Genomic DNA, 23,579 nt, shown 5'->3' with positions numbered 1-23,579 from the left:
TGGGCTAGTTGGAGGTCTATGCCATGGGCTGGCCTCAGATCGTGCGTTTGTTTTTATACATAACTGTTAATACTGTCAAAGTATTGCATCCGCTGATGGAAAATCCTTCATGCTTTTGCCGTGACACGGCCAAGTCATAAAACCGACCACAATATAACGGTCACACTTTATGATACTTACACCCAAAAGACCAAGGACCTACGCATTTATAAAAAATCATGGCAGCATTGCAAAATCCCAAGAACCCCCTATACGTATTGAACCTACCTGGCATTTTTCGAATACCGACCTAACTAGGATATTTCCAAACATGGCGCCGGTTATACACGGTTCAGAATACGACCCGACTCAAATTTCCCATAGTTTTTCCCTATTTTACACCCAGCAATACTTTAACCATGCCAAACCTAAAATACCTATTACGCTACCTAGGCCCTGGGCTATTGTTTGCCTCTATGGCCATTGGCACCTCGCATTTGGTACTTTCTACCAAGGCCGGTGCCCAATACGGTTGGCTTATGGCCATTCCGATCGTTTTGGCCAATGTACTCAAATATCCTTTTTTTGAATTCGGGGTGCGCTATACCAATCTTACCGATAAAACCCTTATTGAAGGCTATGCCGAAAAGGGCCGTTGGTACCTTTGGTTCTATGCCCTGATCAATTTGGTTTCTTCCCTGACCATGTTGGCCGCCTTATACACCGTTACGGCCGGCTTATTGATCAATCTTCTTGGGGTTAGCTATTCTATGGCCACCGTGGCTTTGGTACTTTTCGTCTTAATCTCGGCCCTTTTGATCATCGGGCGTTATAAATTTCTCGAAAACGCTTTAAAATGGGTGGTTAGCCTACTTTTTTTAGCCTTATTGGTAACCACCGTAGCCGTGGTCGTAAAAGGGAGTATCTCCCCAAGTCCCGATTTTAACCCACAACCATTTTTCGATGGGGCCGGTATTTTGTTCATCATCGGTTTGGTCGGGTGGATGCCAACGGCCGTAGAGGCCAGTACCTGGATGAGTTTCTGGGGACTGGAAAAACAAAAACTACTCCCCCGCAAACCCTCACTGTCCGAAGCCCTTACCGAATTTGGCTTTGGCTACGCCCTAACCGCCCTTTTGGCCCTGTTCTTTCTACTTATCGGCTGGCTAACCTTATACGGTAGTGGCACCGAAATTAGCGGGAACGGAATCGCATTTGCCGATCAATTGGTATCGTTGTTCACGACCCATATCGGAGCATGGAGCTACCCCATAATCGCCATAGCCGCCTTCGCTACCATGTTCAGTACCTGTATGACCGCCCACGATGCCCTTGCCCGGGTAAATACCGATGTTGTAAGTCTGTTGGCCCCAAAATTAAAATGGCGCAGCTCCAAAGGTTTTACGGTAATGGTATTGCTATTAGCCTTGGTGAACTTCTTGGTCATTCTTGGTTTTGGTGCCAATATGGGAATACTGGTGGGCATAGCCACCTTTGTATCTTTTGTTATGGCCCCCTTGCTTGGCTACATGAACTTAAAAGTGGTGAACCAAGACCATATTCCCGCAACGGCCCGGCCCGGTACTTGGCTCCATATTTTAAGCTATATCGGTATTGTGGTCCTAACCCTTTTCGCCGCCTATTACGGCTATATTATTTTGTTTTGAGTTTTGGGCGTTACCCCGCCCAATACCATTTCAATTTTGAAATGGTATAAGGTCGCGGTCGGGTGCTCCCATACAAGTCCGCGCCCTACATGCTTCCGGGCTGTGGGCTTTTCTATACGCCCCCTAACGCAGGGGTTGCCACAAATTAAACTTCGTTCCAATAAAAAACGCAGTCGAAGCATCTTAAACCCATCGTTTAAAACCACTTCGACTGCGCTCAGTGTGACAATACCATGCCATAGTTAATTAGACGACTACAAAGCCTCGTCCATAATCTTTTCGACCACCTCCGGATTCAGTAGCGTACTTACATCGCCAAGGTTCGAAGTGTCTTTAGAAGCTATCTTTCTCAAAATACGACGCATAATCTTACCCGAACGGGTTTTGGGCAAACCGGGCACGAATTGGATCTTGTCCAATTTAGCGATTGGGCCGATCTGTTCGGTTATCTGCTGGTTGATCTCTTTTCTCAAATTATCGCGATCCCTACTTTCGCCGGTTTCCTTTAAGATCACATAGCCATACAAGGCATTCCCCTTAACATCGTGTGGGAAACCAACAATGGCCGATTCGGCAACGGCTGGGTGTTCATTGATCGAATCTTCAATTGGGGCCGTACCCAGATTATGTCCAGATACAATAATCACATCGTCTACCCTACCTGTTATTCGATAGTAACCCACGGCATCGCGCATGGCTCCGTCGCCGGTAAAGTATTTATTGTCATAGGCCGAGAAATAGGTGTCCCTATAACGTTCATGGTTGCCCCAAATGGTACGTGCCATAGAAGGCCATGGGAATTTCACACACAACCTACCTTCGACTTGGTTGCCTTCAATTTCTTGTCCGTTTTCGTCCATTAAGGCAGGTTGTATACCAATAAAAGGCAAAGTGGCATAGGTTGGGGTAGTCGGAGTTACATAGGGTATAGGTGTAATCATAATGCCCCCGGTCTCGGTCTGCCACCAAGTATCTACGATCGGACTATGTTTTTTACCAATATTGTTATTATACCAGTGCCAAGCTTCCTCATTAATAGGCTCTCCCACAGACCCTAGCACCTTTAAAGACGATAGGTCATATTTTTCTACATAATCCAAATTCTCTTTGGCCAAAGCTCGAATGGCGGTCGGGGCCGTATAGAATTGGTTTATCTTATGTTTTTCAACGATTTCCCAGAAACGACCATAATCCGGATACGAAGGCACACCCTCGAACATTACCGTAGTAGCGCCATTGGCCAACGGACCGTAAACGATATACGAATGTCCGGTTATCCAACCGATATCGGCAGTACACCAATACACATCTTCTTCGCGATACTGAAATACGTTTTTAAAGGTATAGGCCGTATACACCATATAGCCCCCACAAGTATGTACCATACCCTTGGGTTTACCCGTAGAACCCGAGGTATACAAGATAAACAAAGGGTCTTCGGCATCCATAATCTCGGCATTTCGGTCGCCATAGGCATTCTCCAAAAGTGGGGCCAACCAAAAATCACGACCCTCTTGCATGGATATATCCGAGTGGATTCTTTTGGCTACCAATACGGTATTCGCTCCTGGGCAATCTTCCAATGCCGCATCTACAATACCTTTAAGGTCGATAGTTTTATTGCCCCGATACGAACCGTCGGAGGTAATGACCATTTTACAATCAGAGTCATTAATACGGGTAGACAGTGCTGTAGATGAAAAACCGGCAAACACCACCGAGTGAATGGCCCCAATGCGGGCACAAGCCAAAACAGAAATGGCCAACTCGGGTATCATGGGCAGGTATATACAGACCCGATCGCCTTTTCTCACCCCTTTTTCTATCAAAACATTGGCCATTTTACAAACCCTTTCGTGTAATTGACCATAGGTAATATGCTGCGCTCCCTCTTTAGGGTCGTTCGGTTCGAATAATATAGCGGTCTTATCGCGACGGGTGGGCAAATGGCGATCTAGGCAGTTCTCGGTAATGTTCAATTTGGCATTTTTAAACCAACTTACCTCAGGCTTGGAAAAATCCCATTCCAATACTTTGTCCCATTTCTTTCGCCAAACAAAATGTTCTTCGGCTATTTCTTCCCAAAAGGCTTCCGGATTCCGTACCGATTTCCGATACACTTGATAATATTCCTCCAGATGCTTAATGTGATAATTACTCATAGTTTTTGATCGTTTAGTTTTGGAGGGGCAGGCCTAGCCACCAAATCCGGCCTAACAGTATTTGCTAATTCCCCGAAGGATTAAATATAAGGGAAAGCCAAGAATCCGGCAATGGATTCGACCAATATCAACAGAACCCTTACCAACCGGAAGTCCGATTCGATAAACTAACTAATAAATGCCCGGAGAAATTACGATTTTATCAATACAGCAAATCGTAGTTCAAGATTACCACTAGGGAGCGGTCGTTCTTCTGGTGCATCATTTCTATACAATACACCCCGTTAGAACAATTATTCAATAATTTGTCCTCACCATACCCAATGGCGTACAATATATTAGAAGCCGGCACCCCATTTTTGATCATATAGGCCTTTATGGCATTGGCCCTACTTTGCGAAACACGGTGATTACTACTGCTGCCTCCCCTACTATCGGTATGGGTTTCGATACGCAATTGTACCTCCGGAAACAACTTGGCTACTTTTACGGCCTTGTCCAATTGGGTCGTAATCTCGGGGGTTAGACTAGAAGAACCTCGATTAAAGAAAAAGGGATCCATCTTAACCACGGTCTGTTTTTCCTTCTTATGTACCATATCTTCTATGGCTGTCAAAGTAGGCTGGAACAAAAGGTTGTTCTGTTTCCCGAAATCTTTCTTTTCAAAATAGCCTTTTTGGTTCGAAAAACCCTGCTTACCTACACTGATCTCAACGACATCTTGCCAAGGCATTTCCATATGAAAAGTTCCATTGGCCTGGGTATAGGTTTCGCGTAGCAGGTTGCCTTTCACATCAAAAATTTTGATATGGGCCTTCTCAATACCACTCTGATCTTTTTCACGATTGACATTACCTTGCACCAAAAGGGTTTTTATACCTGGCTTTTCATCTACCTTAAAACCATAGATATCATCTTTTCCCTTTCCCCCTTTACGGTTAGAGGCCAAATACCCCAAAAGACTCTGTTCCCCGAAATTTTTGATAATGAAACCAAAATCGTCTTCTTCCGAATTGATACCCTTTCCTAAATTAATCGGGGTACTATAGGTTTCATTTTCCTGTATATTGGATTTGTAAATATCCATACCCCCATAACCATAGAATATATCGGAAGCGAAGTACAAACTACCTTCAAACAAATAAGGTGCGATCTCATTACCAGGTGAATTAATACGTGGCCCCAAATTACGTGGTGCCGTCATAATACGTCCTTCATTTACCCGTACATAATAGATATCGGTTCCACCATAGCCCATGCCCTCAAAATTGGCGGCAAAATATAGGTTACCTTTTTCCGCATCGAAATACGGATAATAAAAAGATGTACTTAAATCGCGTAAAAGGAATTGAAAATCGCCATCGGCACCGGTTTTACCTATGGCCAAGGCATTTTTACCGTTATCGTCAAAGAGCAACTCCCCTTCTTCTTCATTAGATAGTATGTAGAAAAATTCTTGGGTCTCATTACAATAGAATGGGGTAGACCTATGGTGGGCGGTTTGCGCCAATCCTGTAAACGGTTGGGCACCCAGCATATTTCCGTTAGCACCCACCTTGGCCACAAAGACATCTAAATACGCCTCTTGTGCCGGCCCATATTGCTCGCGTTTCTCTTGAGGCCTACCGCTGGAGAATAGCAATTTATCTTCGTAAAAGGTTGGGGAAAAATCGGTATTAGGCGAATTATTATCCAGATTGAACAATTTATAATCCAGTTCGGTCTGTCCCTCGGCCGTCATTAGCTCGCGGTTAAAATCGTAATTCTCGATCCACTCGCTTTTAGAGAAACTAGGTCGCGTAGCGATAAAGGCAGCAATACGCTCGGTATTACCTGTTTTCTGCATGGCCCTGAACATTCTATTGAAGTGCAGGTCGGTCATGATACTATCCACCTTGTTAACCTCAATATAACCTTCTAGGGCTTTCGGATAGTTTTTTGTCTTAAAATAGGCATCGGCCAAATTTAACTGTTGCCCGTGTGTCAAGGCATTCTTCTGGGCTTCTTTTTTATACTCGGCAATGGCCTCTGCATAATTATAGCCAAAAAACAGTTTATCGGCTTTCGATTCTTGGGCGAAGGCCATGGTCCCCACTAAACAGATAAGTAACGATATTTTTGGTAGTCGCATATGGCTTAAATTAATCAAAAGAATCGGGGTGTATCGATTTGTTTTATCTTATTCTTATCCTTGCCTCCTTTTTTCTTGGTGCTCGATCCTTTTTTACCGAGATAGAATTTCAGGATGATTTCGTGAGAGCCGTTATTGTAATCGGCCAGGTTATTGGTATTATAATCATAGGCATAACCCACAAAGGTGGAAGGCGCCAATTGAAAACCAGCTAAACCACTTATGGCATTATCTACATGATAGCCAACCCCAAGGGTAAATTGCCGGGCATACCTAAAATTGGCCGAAAGGTTCAAGTTTAAAGGCGCACCGGATAGTGTGTTGAGCAAAGCCGCCGGTTTAAATTCCAAGTTTTCCGAGAGGTCGAATACGTATCCTGCTATAAAATTCAGTTGAATCTTCTCTTCGATTACCTTGGCCACCTCCTCGTCATAAAGCCCGTTGGTCAAGAAATTCGGTGCCGAAATCCCGACATACCATTTATCGCTATATAAAAAAGTACCGGCTCCTACGGTAGGGTAGAATTTATTGACGTTCTCCACCTCACCAGAGACTTCGAACAGTCCTTTGGAATAATCGACATTGAGCATAGAGCCCCCGGCATCTATTCCGAAAGAGAGTTTTACGGCTTCGTCCAGTTTGATTTGAAAGGAATAGGAGGCATCGATAAAGGTTTGTGTCGACGGTCCCAATTGATCGTTAACGATATTGATACCCAAGCCATGTTTTTCATTTTTCATGGGTAAATTGGCCCCGACACGTATGGTACGGGGAGCACCTTCTATGTCTATCCATTGTGCCCTATAGAGCCCAATGATCTCAGGGGTTTCAACCGTGCCTACATAAGCTGGGTTAAAACTCCCGATATTGTACATATACTGGGTATACTGTGGCTCTTTTTGGGCTTGTACCTGCCATACAAGTCCCATGGCCAGAAGCAGAAAGAAACAGCTTTTCAATGTATATTGGTTTATTCTATTATCCATAGCGTGCATTATCTGATAATTTGGATCCAACCTTTAGACAACCCTCCGACGATGGTCGTGCCATTGGGGCCATCGGTATTTAACGGCTCGCCTAAATCCAAAATATAAAAGTAAGTTCCCTTGGGTAATTCACCGTTATCACCGGTACCGTCCCAGCTATTGTCATAGCCTTGGGCCGCAAATACCTCGTTTCCGTAACGATCAAAAATGGTCAGGGAGTTATTGGGGAAATTCTCTATACAATTCACGACCAAAAAGTCGTTAACACCGTTTCCATCCGGGCTAAACTGATTAAATAGGGCGCCGCATACGGCTTCGGTCCGTCTTCTCACATCCAAGATAACTTCTGCTACATTATTAGCTGTAGTCTCATCCAAGGGGAAACTATCTATCCATTCGACCCGGTTTATATAGGTGCCCGATTCCAAAATCCGAACCCTTACGGTCAAGGTGGCATTTTCGCCAGCGGCCAGGGCATCTATTAACCAATCGCCCGATACGGGATCATAAACCCCCGTAGATTCGGTGGCTTCAATAAATTCGAAACCTTGGGCCGTTGAAATAGGGTCACGTAGCGTTATGGTTTCTACTGTGGTTTCCGTTTCTAAATTGGTAACCGTAACGGTAAATACCACTTCGGCCCCAACAAGCGGTCTTACTTCATCCACTTCTTTTAATACCTCTAAATCGATTGGTTCTTGTGGACAATTCGGATGACGCGGATTGGGCAAACAAGGGTTATCGTTGGCGGGGTCTTCTTGATCTACTACATCATCATTATCACTATCGGCAATATTGCTGTCCAAGGCATCGATAATACCATCTTCATCGCTATCTAAGGGATTATTGGTATCATCCCCTACTTCAATACCATCGAGAATACCATCGGCATCGGAATCGTTATTGTTAGGGTCGGTTCCTAAATTGGCCTCTATATGATCAAAGAGTCCATCGCTATCGGAATCTACCAAACAGTCGGTAACGGTAACCGTTACAGATTCTGAGCTATCGGTACAAGGGGCTACTGCGGTATTGGTGGTGAATGTGAATACATAGTCTCCCGAAGGTAAATCGGTAAAATCTTGAATATTATCGGCACCAATGACCATACTGCCGGAAGGGTCGGTGGTAACTGCCCAAGTGCCCGTATCGGCACCTGCCAACAAATCGTCTAAATCTACCGTATTGTTCCCTAGTTCAGCCGTACTACAAGCTTGCCCATTAGATGGCGTACCTGCAGTGGGTGCAATTAAAACGGTAGCGGTTACAGGAACACGCTCCGAGGTACAATTATCTACATTAGCCTCTACATAGAAAACCGTGGTTTCCGTGATATTAAAAGCGGTAAACTCAGGCCCTGTAAACAAGGAGGTTCCACCGGTCTCACTACTATACCAATTGATACTCCCCCTATTGGAGCTGGCCGTTAACACCACATCGCCAGTACCACAACGGGTATCTCCGGTGGTAGTTACTATTTCGGGTGAGGTAATCTGAACGATTTCCAGTTCTAAAACAGGCCCGGCACATCCTTCGGTTTCATTATAATAAAAAGCGTAATAATTCCGTGGAATAGTGACTACGGTATTCTCAAGATGGGCATCGGTAACTAATGGATCATCATTAACACTCCACACCAATTCGGTATTGGCTGGGGCGGTACTCGTAATATAATCATTCAAATCCTTGGTAAAGGTATCACAGAAAAGAGTCGGTTCTGTTGCATCTAAAGTAGGGGGCTGCAATAAATCACAAGGCCCGATACAATCGGTAACGGTTACGGTTACCTCAACAAAATCATCCGGACAAGGCCCTGAACCACTAACGGTATATCTAAAAATATAATCTCCGGAGGTCGCGCCATTAAAATCAACCTCATTTTGGGCGTTGATGGTTACGGCCCCAGGCCCTGAACCAACAGTCCATGTTCCTGCATCGGCCCCAGTAAGCTGCCCGTCTAAATCTATTACGGAAGTTCCGTTGGCCGGAATACTACAAGCCACCGTATTATTGGCAGCCCCGGCATTAGGTGGATCGGTAATAACCGCATCTACGGCAACTCTAGAAGACACACATCCATTCTCTTCCACCTCAACCCAATACGTAGTCGTGGCATTTAATTGTGGGGTATCGAAAGTAGAGCCCGTAGCAATGGCCGTACCCCCTACTGCTTGGGCATACCACATAAAATTGCCAGACCCACTGGAACTTGTAGCCTGAAGCTGAACGGTACCCGGGCCACATTGGTCGGAGGCGTTGGTATCATCGATTTCAGGCAAAGGCACAACTGTAGCCAACACAGGAATTCGCACAGATTCGCAACTATTTCTTAAAGCTTCTACATAAAAAGTAGTGGTAGTGGTCAAGTTCGGCGTGTCAAAAGAGGTTCCTGAACCTAAACTTACCCCACCAACAGCTTGGTCATACCAATTTAGTGTGGCGCCAAAAGAAGCGGTTGCTTGTAAGGTGGCAACTCCTGAACCACAAACGGAATCAGGGGTAGTGCTATCTACGGTTGGCACCTCATTAACTATGACATTTACGGCCGTTCTATTTGAAGTGGTACAACCATTTTCCGTGGCTTGGACAAAATAGGTCGTAGTCGTATTAATAACCGGGGTGGTATAGTTGGCTCCAACACCCAATTGGGTGCCACCCGTTAGGGCATCAAACCATTGAATCGTTGCCCCACCACTGGAGGTGGTGGCCGAAATTGTTATAGAACCAGAGCCACAAATTGAATTCGTTGTAAATCCGGTTATGGTCGGTATGGCATAAACGGTAGCAACAACAGCTGTACGCCCAGATGTACATCCGTTTTCGGATACTTCGACATAATAGGTAGTAGTCGCATTTAAAGATGGCGTCGTTAAGGTATTTCCCGTGCCAACGGAAGAACCTCCTACGGCCTGGTCGAACCAGGTCAAGCTTGCCGTACCACTAGAGGCTGTGGCCTCCAATTGAACCGTACCCGATCCACAAACCGATCCAGGTGTCGTTGTATTTACCGTGGGAACAGTATTTACCGTGGCCACAACAGCAGTACGCGCAGAGGTACAACCTCCTTCGGAGGCCTCAACGTAATAGGTTGTCGTAGTATTAATTGATGGCGTCGTAAATGGACTCCCCGTGCCAACGGAAGAACCTCCCACGGCCTGGTCGAACCAGGTCAAACTTGCCGTACCACTAGAGGCGGTGGCCTCCAATTGTACCGTGCCCGATCCACAAACCGAACCGGGTGTTGTTGTATCTACTGTGGGCGTTGTATTTTGAGTAAGAATAACGGTTACGGTCGGACTCGCACATGTGTTTACGGCATCATAATAGAAACCATAATAAGTTCCGGCCAAAGTGACCGTATTGGCCGTATGATCTAAAGTAATTAAAGGATCCGGATTAGTACTCCAGGTAAGAGAACTACCACCAGGAGTTGGACTAGTTACATAGTCATCTAAGTTTTTATTGATGGCATCACAAAATACCGTTGAATCTCCATTAACCACTGGCGCAGTATTACCCGCGTTACATGGAGGAGTACAATCAGAAACCGTTACTGTAACTTGAGAAGTGGCACTAGTACAGGGTGCTAACGCTCCGGATGTAGTATAGGTAAACACATAATCACCGGCGGCCAATCCCGAAAAATCTTGAAGGTTCCCAACTCCAATGGTCATGGTTCCGGAAGGATCTGTCGTAACACTCCAAACACCGGCATCTTGGCTTCCATCCAATTGATTATCCAAATCTATACTTGTGGGTGTTCCTCCAGCATTACAAGCCGTAGTATTGGTTGCCACTCCAGCGCTTGGCGTATTGTTTTGAATTAATGTTATGGTAACGGTAGGGCTAGCACAAGTATTTACGGCATCATAATAAAAACCATAATATGTACCAGGTAGGGATACTGTATTCGATGTATGGTCCAAGGTAACCAATGGATCTGGATTCGTACTCCAGGCCAGAAAACTCCCTCCAGGGGTCGCGCTGGTAACATAATCATCTAGATTTTTATTGAATGCATCACAAAATACCGTTGGATCCCCATTTATGGTTGGTGCCGAACTACCCGCATTACAAGGGGGCGAACAATCAGAAACAGTTATGGTTACTTGCGATGTTGCATTGGTACAAGGAGCTACAGCTCCGGTGGTTGTATAGGTAAAAACATAATCGCCAGCGGCCAAACCAGAAAAATCCTGAACGTTTCCAACCCCAATGGTCATTGACCCAGACGGATCTGTCGTTACACTCCAAACCCCGACATCTTGACTACCATCCAATCGATCATCCAAATCTATGCTTGTAGGCGTTCCTCCCGCATTACATGCCGTTGTGTTAGAAGCCACCCCAGCACTTGGCGTATTGTTTTGCGTCAAGGTCACGTCCACCGTCGGACTCGCACAACTATTGGTTGCATCCCAATAAAAGCCATAATAGGTTCCCGTGGCGGTAACCGTACTGTTCCCCAAGTGGGCCCCGGTAACCAGTGGGTCATTGTTAGTACTCCAAGTAAGGATGCTACCTACAGGATCAGTACCCGTAACATAATCGTCAAGGTCTTTACTAATCACATCACAAAAAACTGTTGGATCGCCATTAATGGTTGGTGCAGAAGTACCACCTTGACAACTATCATCGTTCTGAATAGTAATTACTCCTGTATCAGTAGTATCTATCCCAACAACGGAAATATCTCCAACACTTACCGTAAAAGTTTCATCCGGCTCAATTACCACATCACTAATAGGCTCAACCTGAAAAGACTGAACCTCATTCAAATTCCCAACAAAATTCAGTGTCACTGAACTAGGACCGTTTAATGCAATACTGTTGTAATCATTATTAGCAGTTGTCGCTGTGCCATCAGTAGTAATTATCTCTACTTCAAATCCTCCGGGTACAATTTGATCCAAGGTAACATTAACCGTTACAGGCCCATCATCTTCATTTGCCGAAGGATCTGAAATTGTCAGGGTTTGCCCAAAAACACCGGTCAATCCCAAAAAGAAGAGTAAAAAACAACCTAGGTATTTAAGGTTGGCTATATAATCGAATCTGACGACTGTAGTATTGATTACCATAATTTTCATTTCATAGTCCTGAAATGCCAAGCAATCCAAAAGGTAGGTCGGGGGCATTTGGGAGCCCAATAATAGGAAAAAAAAAGATGCATCAAACTATTAACAGCCTAACGCATCTTTTTTAGGATGAACTACATACCCATCCTTAGTCCACTGTACCAGAAGCCGCTACAACACTACGGTCTATCTTTCGCATAAGACCTTGCAATACCTTGCCCGGTCCTACTTCAATGAACTCGGTAGCACCATCGACGATCATTTGCTGCATGCTTTGGGTCCACCGTACTGGAGCCGTTAATTGAGTTATCAAATTCTGTTTGATAGAAGCCGCATCGGTAACCGCACTAGCCGTTACATTTTGATATATAGGGCAATTTGGTGTATGGAATTGGGTAGTTTCTATGGCCGCGGCCAATTGTTCCCGCGCCGGCTCCATTAATGGGGAATGGAACGCACCTCCCACAGGTAAGACCAGGGCCCTTTTGGCACCGGCTTCCTTCATCTTTTCACAGGCGGCCTCTACGGCAGGCACCTCACCAGATATCACTAATTGTCCCGGGCAATTATAGTTGGCAGCCACCACCACACCATCGGTTTGGGCGCAAAGATCTTCCACTACTTTATCCTCCAGACCCAATACAGCAGCCATGGTACTAGGTTGCAATTCACAGGCTTTTTGCATGGCCTGTGCCCGCTGCGAAACCAAAGACAAGCCATCTTTAAAATCTAGCGTACCATTAGCCACTAATGCCGAAAATTCCCCTAGGGAATGCCCTGCCACCATATCCGGTTTAAAAGCATCGCCCATGGCCTTGCCCAAAATAACCGAATGTAAGAAAATGGCCGGCTGTGTAACTTTGGTCTGCTTTAACTCCTCGGCCGATCCTTCGAACATGATATCGGTAATGGAAAAACCAAGGATTTCATTGGCTTCTTCGAAAAGTTCTTGGGCCAATGGGAATTTTTCATACAAATCAAGACCCATACCTTCAAACTGGGCCCCTTGACCTGGAAATATATATGCTTTCATGTGTTGCTATTTAATACTCCTTCCATTTTCAAACCCGAAAACGCCACTTGCTCTTTTTGCCCCTGTCGTTGTTAAATTTTATCGCCGTAGCTTAGGCTATGCCGAGAAAATTTGCCTAAACAGGAACAAAAATAGCTGCCTTGATTTTTCTCGGATTTCAAAACAGAAAGAGTATACTATGGGTCAAATGTACGGAATCCCATTCTTTGTTCAACAGTATTCGGGATCAATTCCTTATTCGTACCAAGAGGCATACTTTACATAATTATTGGCTATGCGTTCTACCTCACCTTGGGTAAGATCTGGGCTAATATCCTTGATTTTTTTGGCTGGCATTCCGGCAAAAACAGTTCCTGCCGGAACATGGGTACCTTTGGTCAGTACGGCCCCGGCGGCAATTATACTGTTACTTTCCACTACACAATCGTCCATGACGATACTGCCCATACCCACCAATACATTATCGTGTATGGTACAACCATGCACTATGGCATTATGGGCTATCGATACATTATTACCAATAGTCGTTGGCGATTTTTTATAGGTACAATGCACCACGGCCCCATCTTGCACATTTACCTTATCCCCCATTTTAATATAGTGCACGTCGCCACGAACTACCGCATTGAACCATACACTGCATTGGTCTCCCATTTCGACTTCCCCAACGATGGTGGCGTTTTCGGCAATAAAACAGTCTTTACCCATTTTGGGCTTTTTACCCTGAACTTCTTTAATTATCATCAATCTCTTGTATATTTTATTGAAAATAGGAAAGTAACTCTCCTTTGCGCCCGGCAGACACCTGTAATTGTTTGCCACTGGAAAGAATAATATGCCCTCCTTTTCCTTTTACGTATTCCGTTATTTCATTGATATTGACCAAATACGATTTGTGCACACGCACGAAAGCCCCTCCTTTCAACGCCTCCTCAAAGTATTTTAAGGTTTTACTGGCCAACACTTTCCCTTCTTTTAAGTGTAAATGGGTATAGTTATCATCGGCTTCTGCATATAGAATCGTACTTGTTTCCAAGAGTTTGAACCCCTGTTGCTGGGGCACCCTTAACTTTCCGGTCGCCTTGATCGTGGTTGGCACCCCAGTACCTTCCAACAGTTTTTTCTCTTTTTCCTTTACATCGATAACATAGGCCACACCCTTGATAAGTTCGTCTATGGAGATCGGTTTCATCAAATAATAGGCGGCATGTTGGTTTAAGGCCTCCTTGGCATATTGATCATAGGCCGTAACAAAAATGGTTTCAAAATCGCGATTAGGGAAAAGTTCTAAAAAATCGAAGGCATTGCCATAAGGCATCTCCACATCTAAAAACACCAATTCAGGCTGATGCTTTCTCACCAATTCAGCCCCTTCGGTAATATTGGCCGCCTCACCCAACAGCGTTATCTCCGGACAGTATTTTGCGATATAGTTTCGTAATATCTCCCTACCGGAGACCTCATCTTCAATCAATATGGCCTTTAATCCCATTTTCCTTTTTTGATTTTTAACTCGACACGGGTGCCACTTCCGTCTGGGTTCAGGTCTTCAATACGCACCGAGACTCTATTTCCATACATTTTATTGAGAATTACCACACGGTCTGCGATATTTCCCATGCCTTTAGAGGCTTGTTTCTTTTGATGTTTGGTTTTTAAAGCCTTGGATCTCTCACGACCTATGCCATCGTCAGTTATCGACACCATTAAGTGATCCGACACTTCCGAAAAATCGATATTTAAGTGTCCGAAATCCTCTTTATAGCGTAACCCATGCCAAACCGCATTTTCAATATAGGGCTGTATAAGCATGGTTGGTACGGCATAGGCCCCGACAGCCAAACCTTCGGCAATCTCAAATTGATAATCAAATTTATCCTTAAAGCGTTGATGCTCCAGTAATACGTAGGTTTTTAAAGTTTCCAATTCCTTCGCCAAGGGAACAAAATCTTTATCGGAATTCTCTAAAACCGAACGCATTAAAGTGGAGAAACCGGTTAGATAGCGATTTGCTGCCCTTTCATCGTTTTGAGCGATAAAGGTATTTACCGAATTCAAGGCATTAAAAATAAAATGCGGATTCATTTGTGAACGCAGCGACTTTAAGGCCAATACCCTATTAGCTTGCTTCTGTTTAAGGTTCGCGCGATAGACCAAAAGTAATGCGACTGCCATAATAAGGGTGCCCAACAAAAGTGCATAGATCAACCAAAGCTGTCTTTTATTGGTCTCCATAGCCAATTGTTCGCGGGTGGTCGAGAGATCGTATTGGCTTTTAACCAAGGCCTGTTCTTGTTCTAATCCCGTAATTCTTCCTTGTTTGGTGGCAATCTCACGATTGAATCGTGCTGCTTGTTCAATCTCGGCTTCCTTACGGGCATACAAGGTATCCATTACCGAAACATATTGCTGATAAGCCACCAAGGCCTTATCGTAATCCCCAGTTTCGCGATATACTTCGGATAAGGCTTTAACCGCATCTTTCTGGGTTTCGAGATCATCGGCAGCATCGGCGGTTTTTATACTTTCTTCTAAAAACCCTACAGCCTCTTCTGGTTTATCTTGGGCAATATATGCATTGGCGATCTTGAAGTTTATACGCTGACCGGTCAGGGTATCTGGCGAAGGGGTATTAGCCGCCTCAACCTCATCCGGTTCTAAATCCATAAGATCTTCTAAACTTTCTTGGCGCAATTTTATCTCTTGGTCGTACAATTGGTTACGGCTATAAAAATCGGCTGCCTTTTCTTTTTCGAGCACCCCACGTTTACTAGGTTGGGCCCGTGACACCTCCAACACATTGTTAAAACTGGCCTGGGCCTTACCAAAATTATTTTGGGCCTCGAACAATTCGGCCAATTGTGAGTCTATATCGAGAACCAAGCTTGGGAAACCACTTTCCACCGCTTGTGACCTAGCACTTTCATAGGCCTTTTTGGCACGGTCAAAATCGCCCAGTCCAAAGGCTATTTGTGCCAATCCTTGCTCTTTTTTTATTTGGTGATACGGGTTCAGACCTTTATCACCCATCGCCAAAAGCGTTTTACGTGCCTCTCCCAAGCGATTTAATTCCAACTGTATTTGGGCTAATTTTATAATAGAGTAGTTATCTCTACCCAAGGATAAGGCTTCCTTATAATTGGTTTGAGCCAATTCAAATTGATTATGAAACGCATAAACATCACCCAGAAGCACATAGGCCCGGGCTCGCTCATTTTTCGATCCGCGACTACCCATAAGTGAAAGGGCCTGGGTAATCTGGTCAATGGCATCCCCGGCCTGCTGTCGATAGATATATTGGGCTTCATCAAAATACCCGGAATAATCAGGCCGGGCAACCTTGCTTTTCTTGGCTTCGTTTAGTCTCGCTCTAGATGGACTTATAACCATATCCCCAACGGTCTGGCCTTTTGCTTTTACCGTTAAATTACGGCTTTGCCTTCCCGATTTAATGAAACGTATTTCCTCCCCAGGAAAACCAAGGATATCGTATGCTCCATTGGCATTGGTAAACACCGTTTCAAACGGCCCCACCACCAAAACCTGCTCCAAGGTTTTCCCAGAGGCATCTGTTACCCTACCGGAAATGTGTTGAACTTCTTGGGCCACCCCAAAGAAGAAGTTCAGAAAGAGAACCAATGAAATACAGGTTTTAAGCATCATTATTAGCTAAAATACTTGATAAACTTAGTGGTTTTATATGGTTCGAAAAAATGACGATTCCGTGTTTCCACTCCATTTTACGCCTAAAATACGGTAACTACATATTGAAACGACCCGTTTACGCATTCAAAAGACCAGTTTACGCATTGGAGGTTTTTCTTCAAGCATAGGCCAGCTAGTTTAGCATCATAATTCAAAAACACATTCTTATGAAAAAGTCACTCTTAATACTCGCTTTTAGCTGTTTCGGAATCCTAGGCATTCAGGCCAACGATAAAAAATCGGACAAATGTTCAACTCCTGAAAGCCATGAAAATCTGGACAAAAAACAAACCGTTAAAATTGCCCTACTGCTAGACACTAGTAATAGTATGGATGGATTGATCAATCAGGCCAAGACCCAACTTTGGGATATCGTGAATTCTTTTTCCTATGCGAAATGCGGTAATGGGAATAGGCCCGATCTAGAGATTGCCTTGTACCAATACGGAAACGACAGATTATCGGCCCGTGAAGGGTATATACAACAAGTAATGCCCTTTAGCAATGATTTGGATGAGATCTCTGAAAAGCTATTTGCCCTGCGCACCGATGGCGGCGAAGAGTACTGTGGTACGGTAATAGATCGTTCATTAAAGCAGCTGGATTGGGGTAAAAACCGCAATGACCTTAAAATGATATTTATCGCCGGAAACGAACCTTTCTCACAAGGTAAATTAGATTATAAAGATGCCGTGCTTCAAGCCAAGGAAAAAGATGTGGTGGTTAATACCATTTTCTGTGGTGATTTTCAACAAGGTGTTTTTACCCACTGGAAAGACGGTGCCACCCTTTCAGGCGGTGAGTACATGGCCATAGATCACAATAAGGAAGTGGTTCATATACCCACTCCTTACGACGACCAGATCATTATTTTGAACAAAAAGTTGAACAAAACCTATATTTCCTACGGAAGCCTTGGGGCGGCCAAAGCCAAACAGCAGGCCTTGCAAGACACTAACGCCATGGAGATGGAAGCAGCGGTTGCCGTAAAACGAAGTGTAAGCAAAAGTTCTAGATTATATAAAAACAGTACTTGGGATCTGGTAGATGCCTCTGACGATGCCAATTTTAATATTGCCGAAGTCAAAAAGTCTGATTTACCCAAAAATCTTCAGGATAAAAGTACGGCAGAATTGAATCGTTACATTGCCCAACAAAAGGCCGAAAGACAAAAAATACAGAAAGAGATCCAGGCACTTAACGCCAAACGCGATACCTATTTAATCAGGAACCAAAAAGAGGGAGCTAAAGGTGAATTGGAAAATGCCTTACTTAAGGCTATTAAGACCAAAGCGGCCGAAAAAGATTATCATTGGGAATAACCTATCTAAGACAGTTTAAGACAACTAAAGGATGATTTCTTAGGAGGTCATCCTTTTAATAATTCGTGGCTGGGCAATAACAATCATAGCGACTTCCCCTGCCTTCCTGACCAAAGTCGTACCCAATGGTAATCTGATGAAAACCACCATCGTCTAGACGAATATCTCCGGTTTGGTACGAATAGTTATAGGAGACCATAAAGTTATTGAAGTTCACCCCCACAATAGGTGTAAACAGCTGTAAACGCTGCTCGCCGAACGACCCATTGGTTTGGTATTGGGCCCCATCGAAACTACGTCTATAGGAAACCCCACCCCATAGGGTTCCGAAATCGAGATCACGATACACCTTGGCATTGATATCTATACTTTTCTCCTGGGTAAAATCCGTAACTTGGTATAAAAGCGACGGTTCTATTTTCCATTCACTCCTACCAAAAACATAACCAATAGAAACCAAATATCTACGGGCGTTATCGATAAATTGATCTTCCAACTCATAAATTTCACTACGCCTACCCAAAACGTTCAAAACGGCAGCATGGGCATAGAATTCCATGATATTATACGACATACCAAAATCGACATTATAATAAGCGGCCGAAACGCTTCCGCCGGTCAATAAAGGATCGGGGGTTACCGATCTAAACTGGCTTTCGTCCAATTTATTCTGTAAAAACACCCCGCTTAGTCCAAAAGACAATTGGTTCAACGATCTAATGTCGCCACCCAATTTTAAATGATAGGCATAGGTCAATTTCACCCCACCTTGAGAGTGGTAGCCATTGGCATCATTAAAGAGGATAAGACCAAGTCCGTTTTTTTCGCCAACCCGCATATGGGCGCTTAGTGTTTGTAGGTTAGGCGCATCTTCTACATCGAACCATTGTTTTCTATACGTACCGCGAATTTTTCCACCCGGACTAATGCCCGCCATGGAAGGATACACTAAATAATAGTTGTCCGATAAATAGTCGAAATATACAGGTATGCCCTCTTGGGCCTTAACTGAAAAGCAAAAGCTAGTCAGAAAAAAAGTCAATAGCAGTGTTTTTTTCATTTTCCTTCTTTAGGCTAAGTGTTCAGTTCTGGGCATTAGAACTAGTATGCTAACGTACAAATTAACGCTTTAGTATTAGATATTTTCGGACGTATTGTTCGTATTTTTGCCAAAATACCCAATTATTGTCCATTACCTAAGAATGAGACAATGCAGAAATTAGTATACTATGGAAGAGCATATCATTACCGTTTCGGAAACCAGTAATCCGTCTATATTAAAGTTCGAAAGCAATCAATTCTTGGTTAAGGGTAACTATGAATTCAAGAACATTGACGACGCCAAGGATGCCCCTTTGCCCCAACAATTGTTCTATCTACCTTTTATAAAAACCGTTTATGTATCGGGGAATTTTATAGCCTTGGAGAAATTCAATATCGTAGAATGGCCCGATGTTAAAGACGAGGTGGCCCAACAGTTGGTAGACTACTTAAACTCTGGAGCCCCAGTGGTATTGGAAAAAGAGCAAAAACCAAAAGCCGTAACGGTCTATGCCGAAAGCACCCCCAACCCGGCCGTAATGAAATTCGTGGCCAATACATTATTGGTATCCCAGCCCTACGAATTCAAGAATATAGACGAGGCCAAAAATGCCCCCCTTGCAGCCAAATTGTTCAACTTTCCTTTCGTAAAAGAGGTGTTTTTAGATGAAAACTATGTCTCTATCTCTAAATATGAAGTAGCCGATTGGAACGAGGTAACCCTAGAACTTCGCGAAATGATCCGGGAGTATTTGGTACAGGGCCTACCGGTAGTGGATCAAGCAGCCCAAGAGGCTCATGAAGTAGTAGGTATTCCGGTCAAGGAACAAGCCAAAGACCTAGACCCCATATCGCAAAGAATCGTGTCTATTTTAGATGAGTATGTTAAGCCTGCGGTGGCGAGTGATGGTGGTAACATCCGTTTTGAATCCTACGACAAACAGACCAAGCAGGTACAAGTGGTACTGCAAGGTGCTTGTAGCGGTTGTCCAAGTTCTACCTTCACTTTAAAAAACGGTATCGAAAGTATGCTCAAAGAAATGATGGGCGATACCATTGGTGAGGTAGTGGCCATCAATGGCTAAAAACAGTATAGTCTTTTTCTTACTTTTTGCACAATAATCGGCTATAATTTCGTTTACATTAAACGGCCCGGCACCTAATTCCGGGTTTATGAAAAACTATAACCATTATGGCAATTTTAAAAGTTATTGAAGTAATGGCCAACTCCAACAAAAGTTGGGAAGATGCCACCAAGAAAGCAGTAAAACAAGCTGCCAAATCCGTTAAGAACATCCGTTCGGTTTATGTACAAGATCAAAGTTGTGCCGTAACCGATGGTACGGTTTCCGATTTTCGGGTGAACGTAAAAATCACTTTCGAGGTAAAATAATGCATTGGTAGGGGCAATAAGGGCAACACAAATTTCAGTAAGCCCCTACCAAAACTATCAAGAAACCTTGATCAAAGGCGTCTCTGTAGGCGCCTTTTTTGTTTCGTATTTTTGTAACATGTCCGAATTCACAAACGAACTCTTTTACGAAAGTAGCCCTTATTTAAAACAGCATGCCCATAACCCGGTAGATTGGAAACCCTGGTCCGAAAAAACCTTGGCCATGGCGCGCAGATCCGACAAACCTTTGTTGATCAGCATTGGTTACTCTAGCTGCCATTGGTGCCATGTTATGGAGCACGAGTGCTTTGCCGATATGGAAGTGGCCGAACTCATGAACCACTACTTCGTGAATATAAAAGTGGATCGTGAAGAACGACCCGATGTTGACCGACAATATATGGAGGCCCTACAACTTATGAGCGGACAAGGGGGTTGGCCTTTGAACATTATCGCCTTACCCGATGGCCGTGCTTTTTGGGGAGCCACTTACGTAAACAAAACCCAATGGCTACAAGTACTTGAACAACTGGGCAAACTCTATAAAAATGACAGGCCCAAAGTTGAGGCCTATGCCCAAAAGTTAGCTGCTGGCCTAAAACAATTACATCTGATTCCCTTGCCGGAAAAAGAAACCCATCTTCCCAGTGCATCGGATGTAGAAGCATTGCTAACCCAATGGCGCGCTTCTTGGGACACCTATTTGGGCGGATTCAAAAGGGCCCCTAAATTTATGATGCCCGTAAATCTCGATTTCCTACTTCACCTAGGTACGGTTAAGAAAAACAAAACCGTACTGGAATATGTGCATACCACCTTAGAGCGTATGGCCCTCGGTGGAATCTACGATCATGTAGGTGGTGGATTCTCACGCTATTCCGTGGACATAAAGTGGCATATTCCCCATTTTGAAAAAATGTTATACGATAACGCCCAATTGGTAAGTCTCTATGCCAAGGCTTTTGCGGCAAGTAAAAATCCGTTGTACAAAAAAGTAGTTGAAGAAACATTGGATTTTCTCGACTCTGAGTTTAAGGGGGATACCCCCTTGTATTATTCGGCTTTAGATGCCGATAGTATGAATAAGGAAGGAAAACAAGAGGAAGGGGCCTATTATGTTTGGACAAAAGAAGAATTACAAACCATTCTGAAAGAATACTTTTCCTTATTCGCCGACTATTATAACATCAATGCATACGGGCATTGGGAAGCCGGAAACTATGTGTTGATTCTGGACACCAATACTTTAGAGATTGCAGAAAAATACGGTTTGAACTCCGAAGCCCTTGAATCCAAAATACGCAGCTGTCTTGCTAAACTAAAGGAAATTCGTGATAAAAGACCAAAACCATTCCTAGACCAGAAGGCCCTGACCTCTTGGAATGCCATGATGGTAATCGGACTATGCGATGCCTCCCGTTATTTAGAAATGCCCCAGTATCAATTCCAAGCCCAAAACACACTTGCTTTTATAGAAGACCATTTACTTGACCCCGAAGGGCAATTGTTACGAACCTATATGGAAGGTAACGCAAAAATCCCGGCATATTTAGAAGATTACGCCTGGTTGATTCAGGCCTATCTGGCCCTGTATGAAGTTTGCTTTGATACCAGGTTTTTAGAAAAAGCTAAAAAAATGGCAGACCAAACCATCGACCGCTTCCTCGATACTAATACCGGACTATTTTACTACAACCAAGTGGAAAACGACATCATTCCAGGGCAATTCGAACTGGAAGACAATGTGATCCCTTCATCGAATGCGGTTATGGCTCATGGATTAAAAATCCTACATCATCATTACCCCAATGCTGGGTATGGTGAGATTTACCAAAAACAATTACAAACGGCCCAACAACGGTTTTCCAGTCAGATTTCAGGCTATCCATATTGGTGGAAATTAGTGCTACTAGAATCTCACCCTTACCATGAAATCGTCATCAGTGGGGAACAGGCGCTAACCATGGCTTCCGAATTTTCCAGTGCTTACTTACCCCAAATAGTATTGGCCGCTTCAACTATGCAAAACAATTTTAGCTTATTCGAAAATCGTTTCAAGCCAGGTGAAACCTACATATACCACTGTACACATGGCAGTTGCGCCAAACCCGAAAAAGACCCCAAAGAGGTTCTGGAATATATACGGTAACCTAATCTTAGTGTCAAAACATTGGTAATACGTCTCTTTTTTCTTTCTTTTGCCGCATAAAAACCTAACATATGGAAAGCATAGCCAATATTGAAACTTTTATGGACACGGCCATGGAATGGCTTATGGCATTTTTACCCGATTTAATCACCGCAATAATCATTTTGGTGGTGGGCCTTTGGCTGACTAAAATGGTAACCCGCATGATAAGACGATTGTTCGTCAAAAAAGATTACGACCCTACCTTAGAGAGCTTTTTGTTGAGTTTTATCAGTATGGGTTGTAAACTATTGGTATTCGTGCTTGTAGTTACCCAATTGGGGGTTAAATCGTCGTCACTGGTAGCCGTCGTGGGCGCGGCCGGTTTGGCGGTCGGACTGGCCCTTCAGGGATCGTTGTCAAACTTTGCAGGCGGAGTGCTAATCCTGCTTTTTAAACCTTTCCGAGTGGGCGATTATATTTCTGCCCAGGGTATTGAAGGTACGGTTAAGGATATAAGTGTATTATCTACCAAAATCAACACTTTTGGTAACCAATTGGCCATTTTGCCCAACGGACAATTGGCCAACAACAATATCGTGAATTACAACGTTGAAAGCACGCGTCGCGATAAAATCACAGTCGGTATCTCCTATGGTTCCGATATAAAGAAAGCTAAAGAAATCTTGCTTCAAATCTGTAATGAGTTCCCCCAAATTTTAGAAGATCCGGCGCCTGAGGTATATGTCGATGCCTTGGCAGATAGTTCGGTAAACCTTAGTCTACGTTTTTGGGCGAAAAATGAAGATTTCTGGGCTGCTCATTTCCATGTTTTGGAAACCCTAAAATACAAATACGACGAGGCCGGAATCGAGATCCCTTTCCCTCATATGGTATTACAACAGCCAGCTGAAGCCTAGTTCAAGATAATCCAAGATTTAACTATAACCCGCA

The 23,579-nt window shown here is 43.9% G+C and carries 15 protein-coding genes; 6 read left to right on the top strand and 9 right to left on the bottom strand.

The window, feature by feature from the left end:
* Positions 1-398: 398 nt before the first annotated feature.
* A complete protein-coding gene (locus tag B7P33_RS15945) occupies positions 399-1,646 on the top strand; it encodes an NRAMP family divalent metal transporter (RefSeq protein WP_097443225.1) in 1,248 nt (415 codons plus the stop codon).
* A gap of 254 nt (positions 1,647-1,900) precedes the next feature.
* On the opposite strand, the gene acs is transcribed toward B7P33_RS15945, so the two are convergent.
* From acs to B7P33_RS15905, 8 genes are all read right to left on the bottom strand, one after another.
* Positions 1,901-3,808: an acetate--CoA ligase gene (gene acs / locus B7P33_RS15940; RefSeq protein WP_097443224.1), complete on the bottom strand. Its 1,908-nt coding sequence runs from the start codon at positions 3,806-3,808 to the stop codon at positions 1,901-1,903.
* 202 nt (positions 3,809-4,010) lie between these two features.
* Positions 4,011-5,939 (bottom strand): OmpA family protein, encoded by a 1,929-nt coding sequence (locus B7P33_RS15935; protein WP_097443223.1) that lies wholly within the window; start codon positions 5,937-5,939, stop codon positions 4,011-4,013.
* 14 nt (positions 5,940-5,953) lie between these two features.
* Positions 5,954-6,925, bottom strand: coding sequence for a PorP/SprF family type IX secretion system membrane protein (locus tag B7P33_RS15930; protein ID WP_097443547.1), 972 nt, complete (start codon positions 6,923-6,925; stop codon positions 5,954-5,956).
* 8 nt (positions 6,926-6,933) lie between these two features.
* Complete coding sequence (locus B7P33_RS15925; RefSeq protein WP_172435974.1) at positions 6,934-12,015, bottom strand: Ig-like domain-containing protein; 5,082 nt, start codon at positions 12,013-12,015, stop codon at positions 6,934-6,936.
* A 136-nt stretch (positions 12,016-12,151) separates the two neighbouring features.
* Positions 12,152-13,036 (bottom strand): ACP S-malonyltransferase, encoded by an 885-nt coding sequence (fabD, locus tag B7P33_RS15920; protein ID WP_097443221.1) that lies wholly within the window; start codon positions 13,034-13,036, stop codon positions 12,152-12,154.
* A 234-nt stretch (positions 13,037-13,270) separates the two neighbouring features.
* Positions 13,271-13,780, bottom strand: a complete 510-nt coding sequence (locus B7P33_RS15915; RefSeq protein ID WP_097443220.1) for a gamma carbonic anhydrase family protein — start codon at positions 13,778-13,780, stop codon at positions 13,271-13,273.
* Positions 13,781-13,796: 16 nt separating this feature from the next.
* Positions 13,797-14,528, bottom strand: a complete 732-nt coding sequence (locus tag B7P33_RS15910) for a LytR/AlgR family response regulator transcription factor (protein ID WP_097443219.1) — start codon at positions 14,526-14,528, stop codon at positions 13,797-13,799.
* The gene (locus B7P33_RS15905; protein ID WP_097443218.1) at positions 14,519-16,699 is read right to left on the bottom strand and encodes a histidine kinase; all 2,181 of its coding nucleotides are present in this window, start codon (positions 16,697-16,699) and stop codon (positions 14,519-14,521) included. The genes B7P33_RS15910 and B7P33_RS15905 overlap by 10 nt, the downstream gene beginning before the upstream one ends.
* 209 nt (positions 16,700-16,908) lie before the next feature.
* Here B7P33_RS15905 and B7P33_RS15900 point away from each other — a divergent pair, with 209 nt between their 5' ends.
* Positions 16,909-18,063, top strand: coding sequence for a vWA domain-containing protein (locus B7P33_RS15900; protein ID WP_097443217.1), 1,155 nt, complete (start codon positions 16,909-16,911; stop codon positions 18,061-18,063).
* Positions 18,064-18,118: 55 nt separating this feature from the next.
* On the opposite strand, the gene B7P33_RS15895 is transcribed toward B7P33_RS15900, so the two are convergent.
* On the bottom strand, positions 18,119-19,123 hold the full coding sequence (locus B7P33_RS15895; RefSeq protein ID WP_097443216.1) for a PorP/SprF family type IX secretion system membrane protein: 1,005 nt from the start codon (positions 19,121-19,123) through the stop codon (positions 18,119-18,121).
* 169 nt (positions 19,124-19,292) lie between these two features.
* Between B7P33_RS15895 and B7P33_RS15890 the strand changes: the two genes are divergently transcribed.
* The 4 genes from B7P33_RS15890 (at position 19,293) to B7P33_RS15875 (ending at position 23,545) form a co-directional block, all read left to right on the top strand.
* Positions 19,293-20,189, top strand: a complete 897-nt coding sequence (locus B7P33_RS15890) for a NifU family protein (RefSeq protein ID WP_097443215.1) — start codon at positions 19,293-19,295, stop codon at positions 20,187-20,189.
* A gap of 107 nt (positions 20,190-20,296) precedes the next feature.
* The gene (locus B7P33_RS15885) at positions 20,297-20,497 is read left to right on the top strand and encodes a dodecin family protein (protein ID WP_097443214.1); all 201 of its coding nucleotides are present in this window, start codon (positions 20,297-20,299) and stop codon (positions 20,495-20,497) included.
* 118 nt (positions 20,498-20,615) lie between these two features.
* Positions 20,616-22,646 (top strand): thioredoxin domain-containing protein, encoded by a 2,031-nt coding sequence (locus tag B7P33_RS15880; protein ID WP_097443213.1) that lies wholly within the window; start codon positions 20,616-20,618, stop codon positions 22,644-22,646.
* Positions 22,647-22,717: 71 nt separating this feature from the next.
* Complete coding sequence (locus B7P33_RS15875; protein ID WP_097443212.1) at positions 22,718-23,545, top strand: mechanosensitive ion channel family protein; 828 nt, start codon at positions 22,718-22,720, stop codon at positions 23,543-23,545.
* Positions 23,546-23,579: the final 34 nt, after the last annotated feature.

It is taken from the genome of Sediminicola luteus (assembly GCF_002514735.1).
Lineage (GTDB): Bacteria > Bacteroidota > Bacteroidia > Flavobacteriales > Flavobacteriaceae > HQA918.
This window is presented reverse-complemented; position numbering and strand designations above follow the sequence as displayed.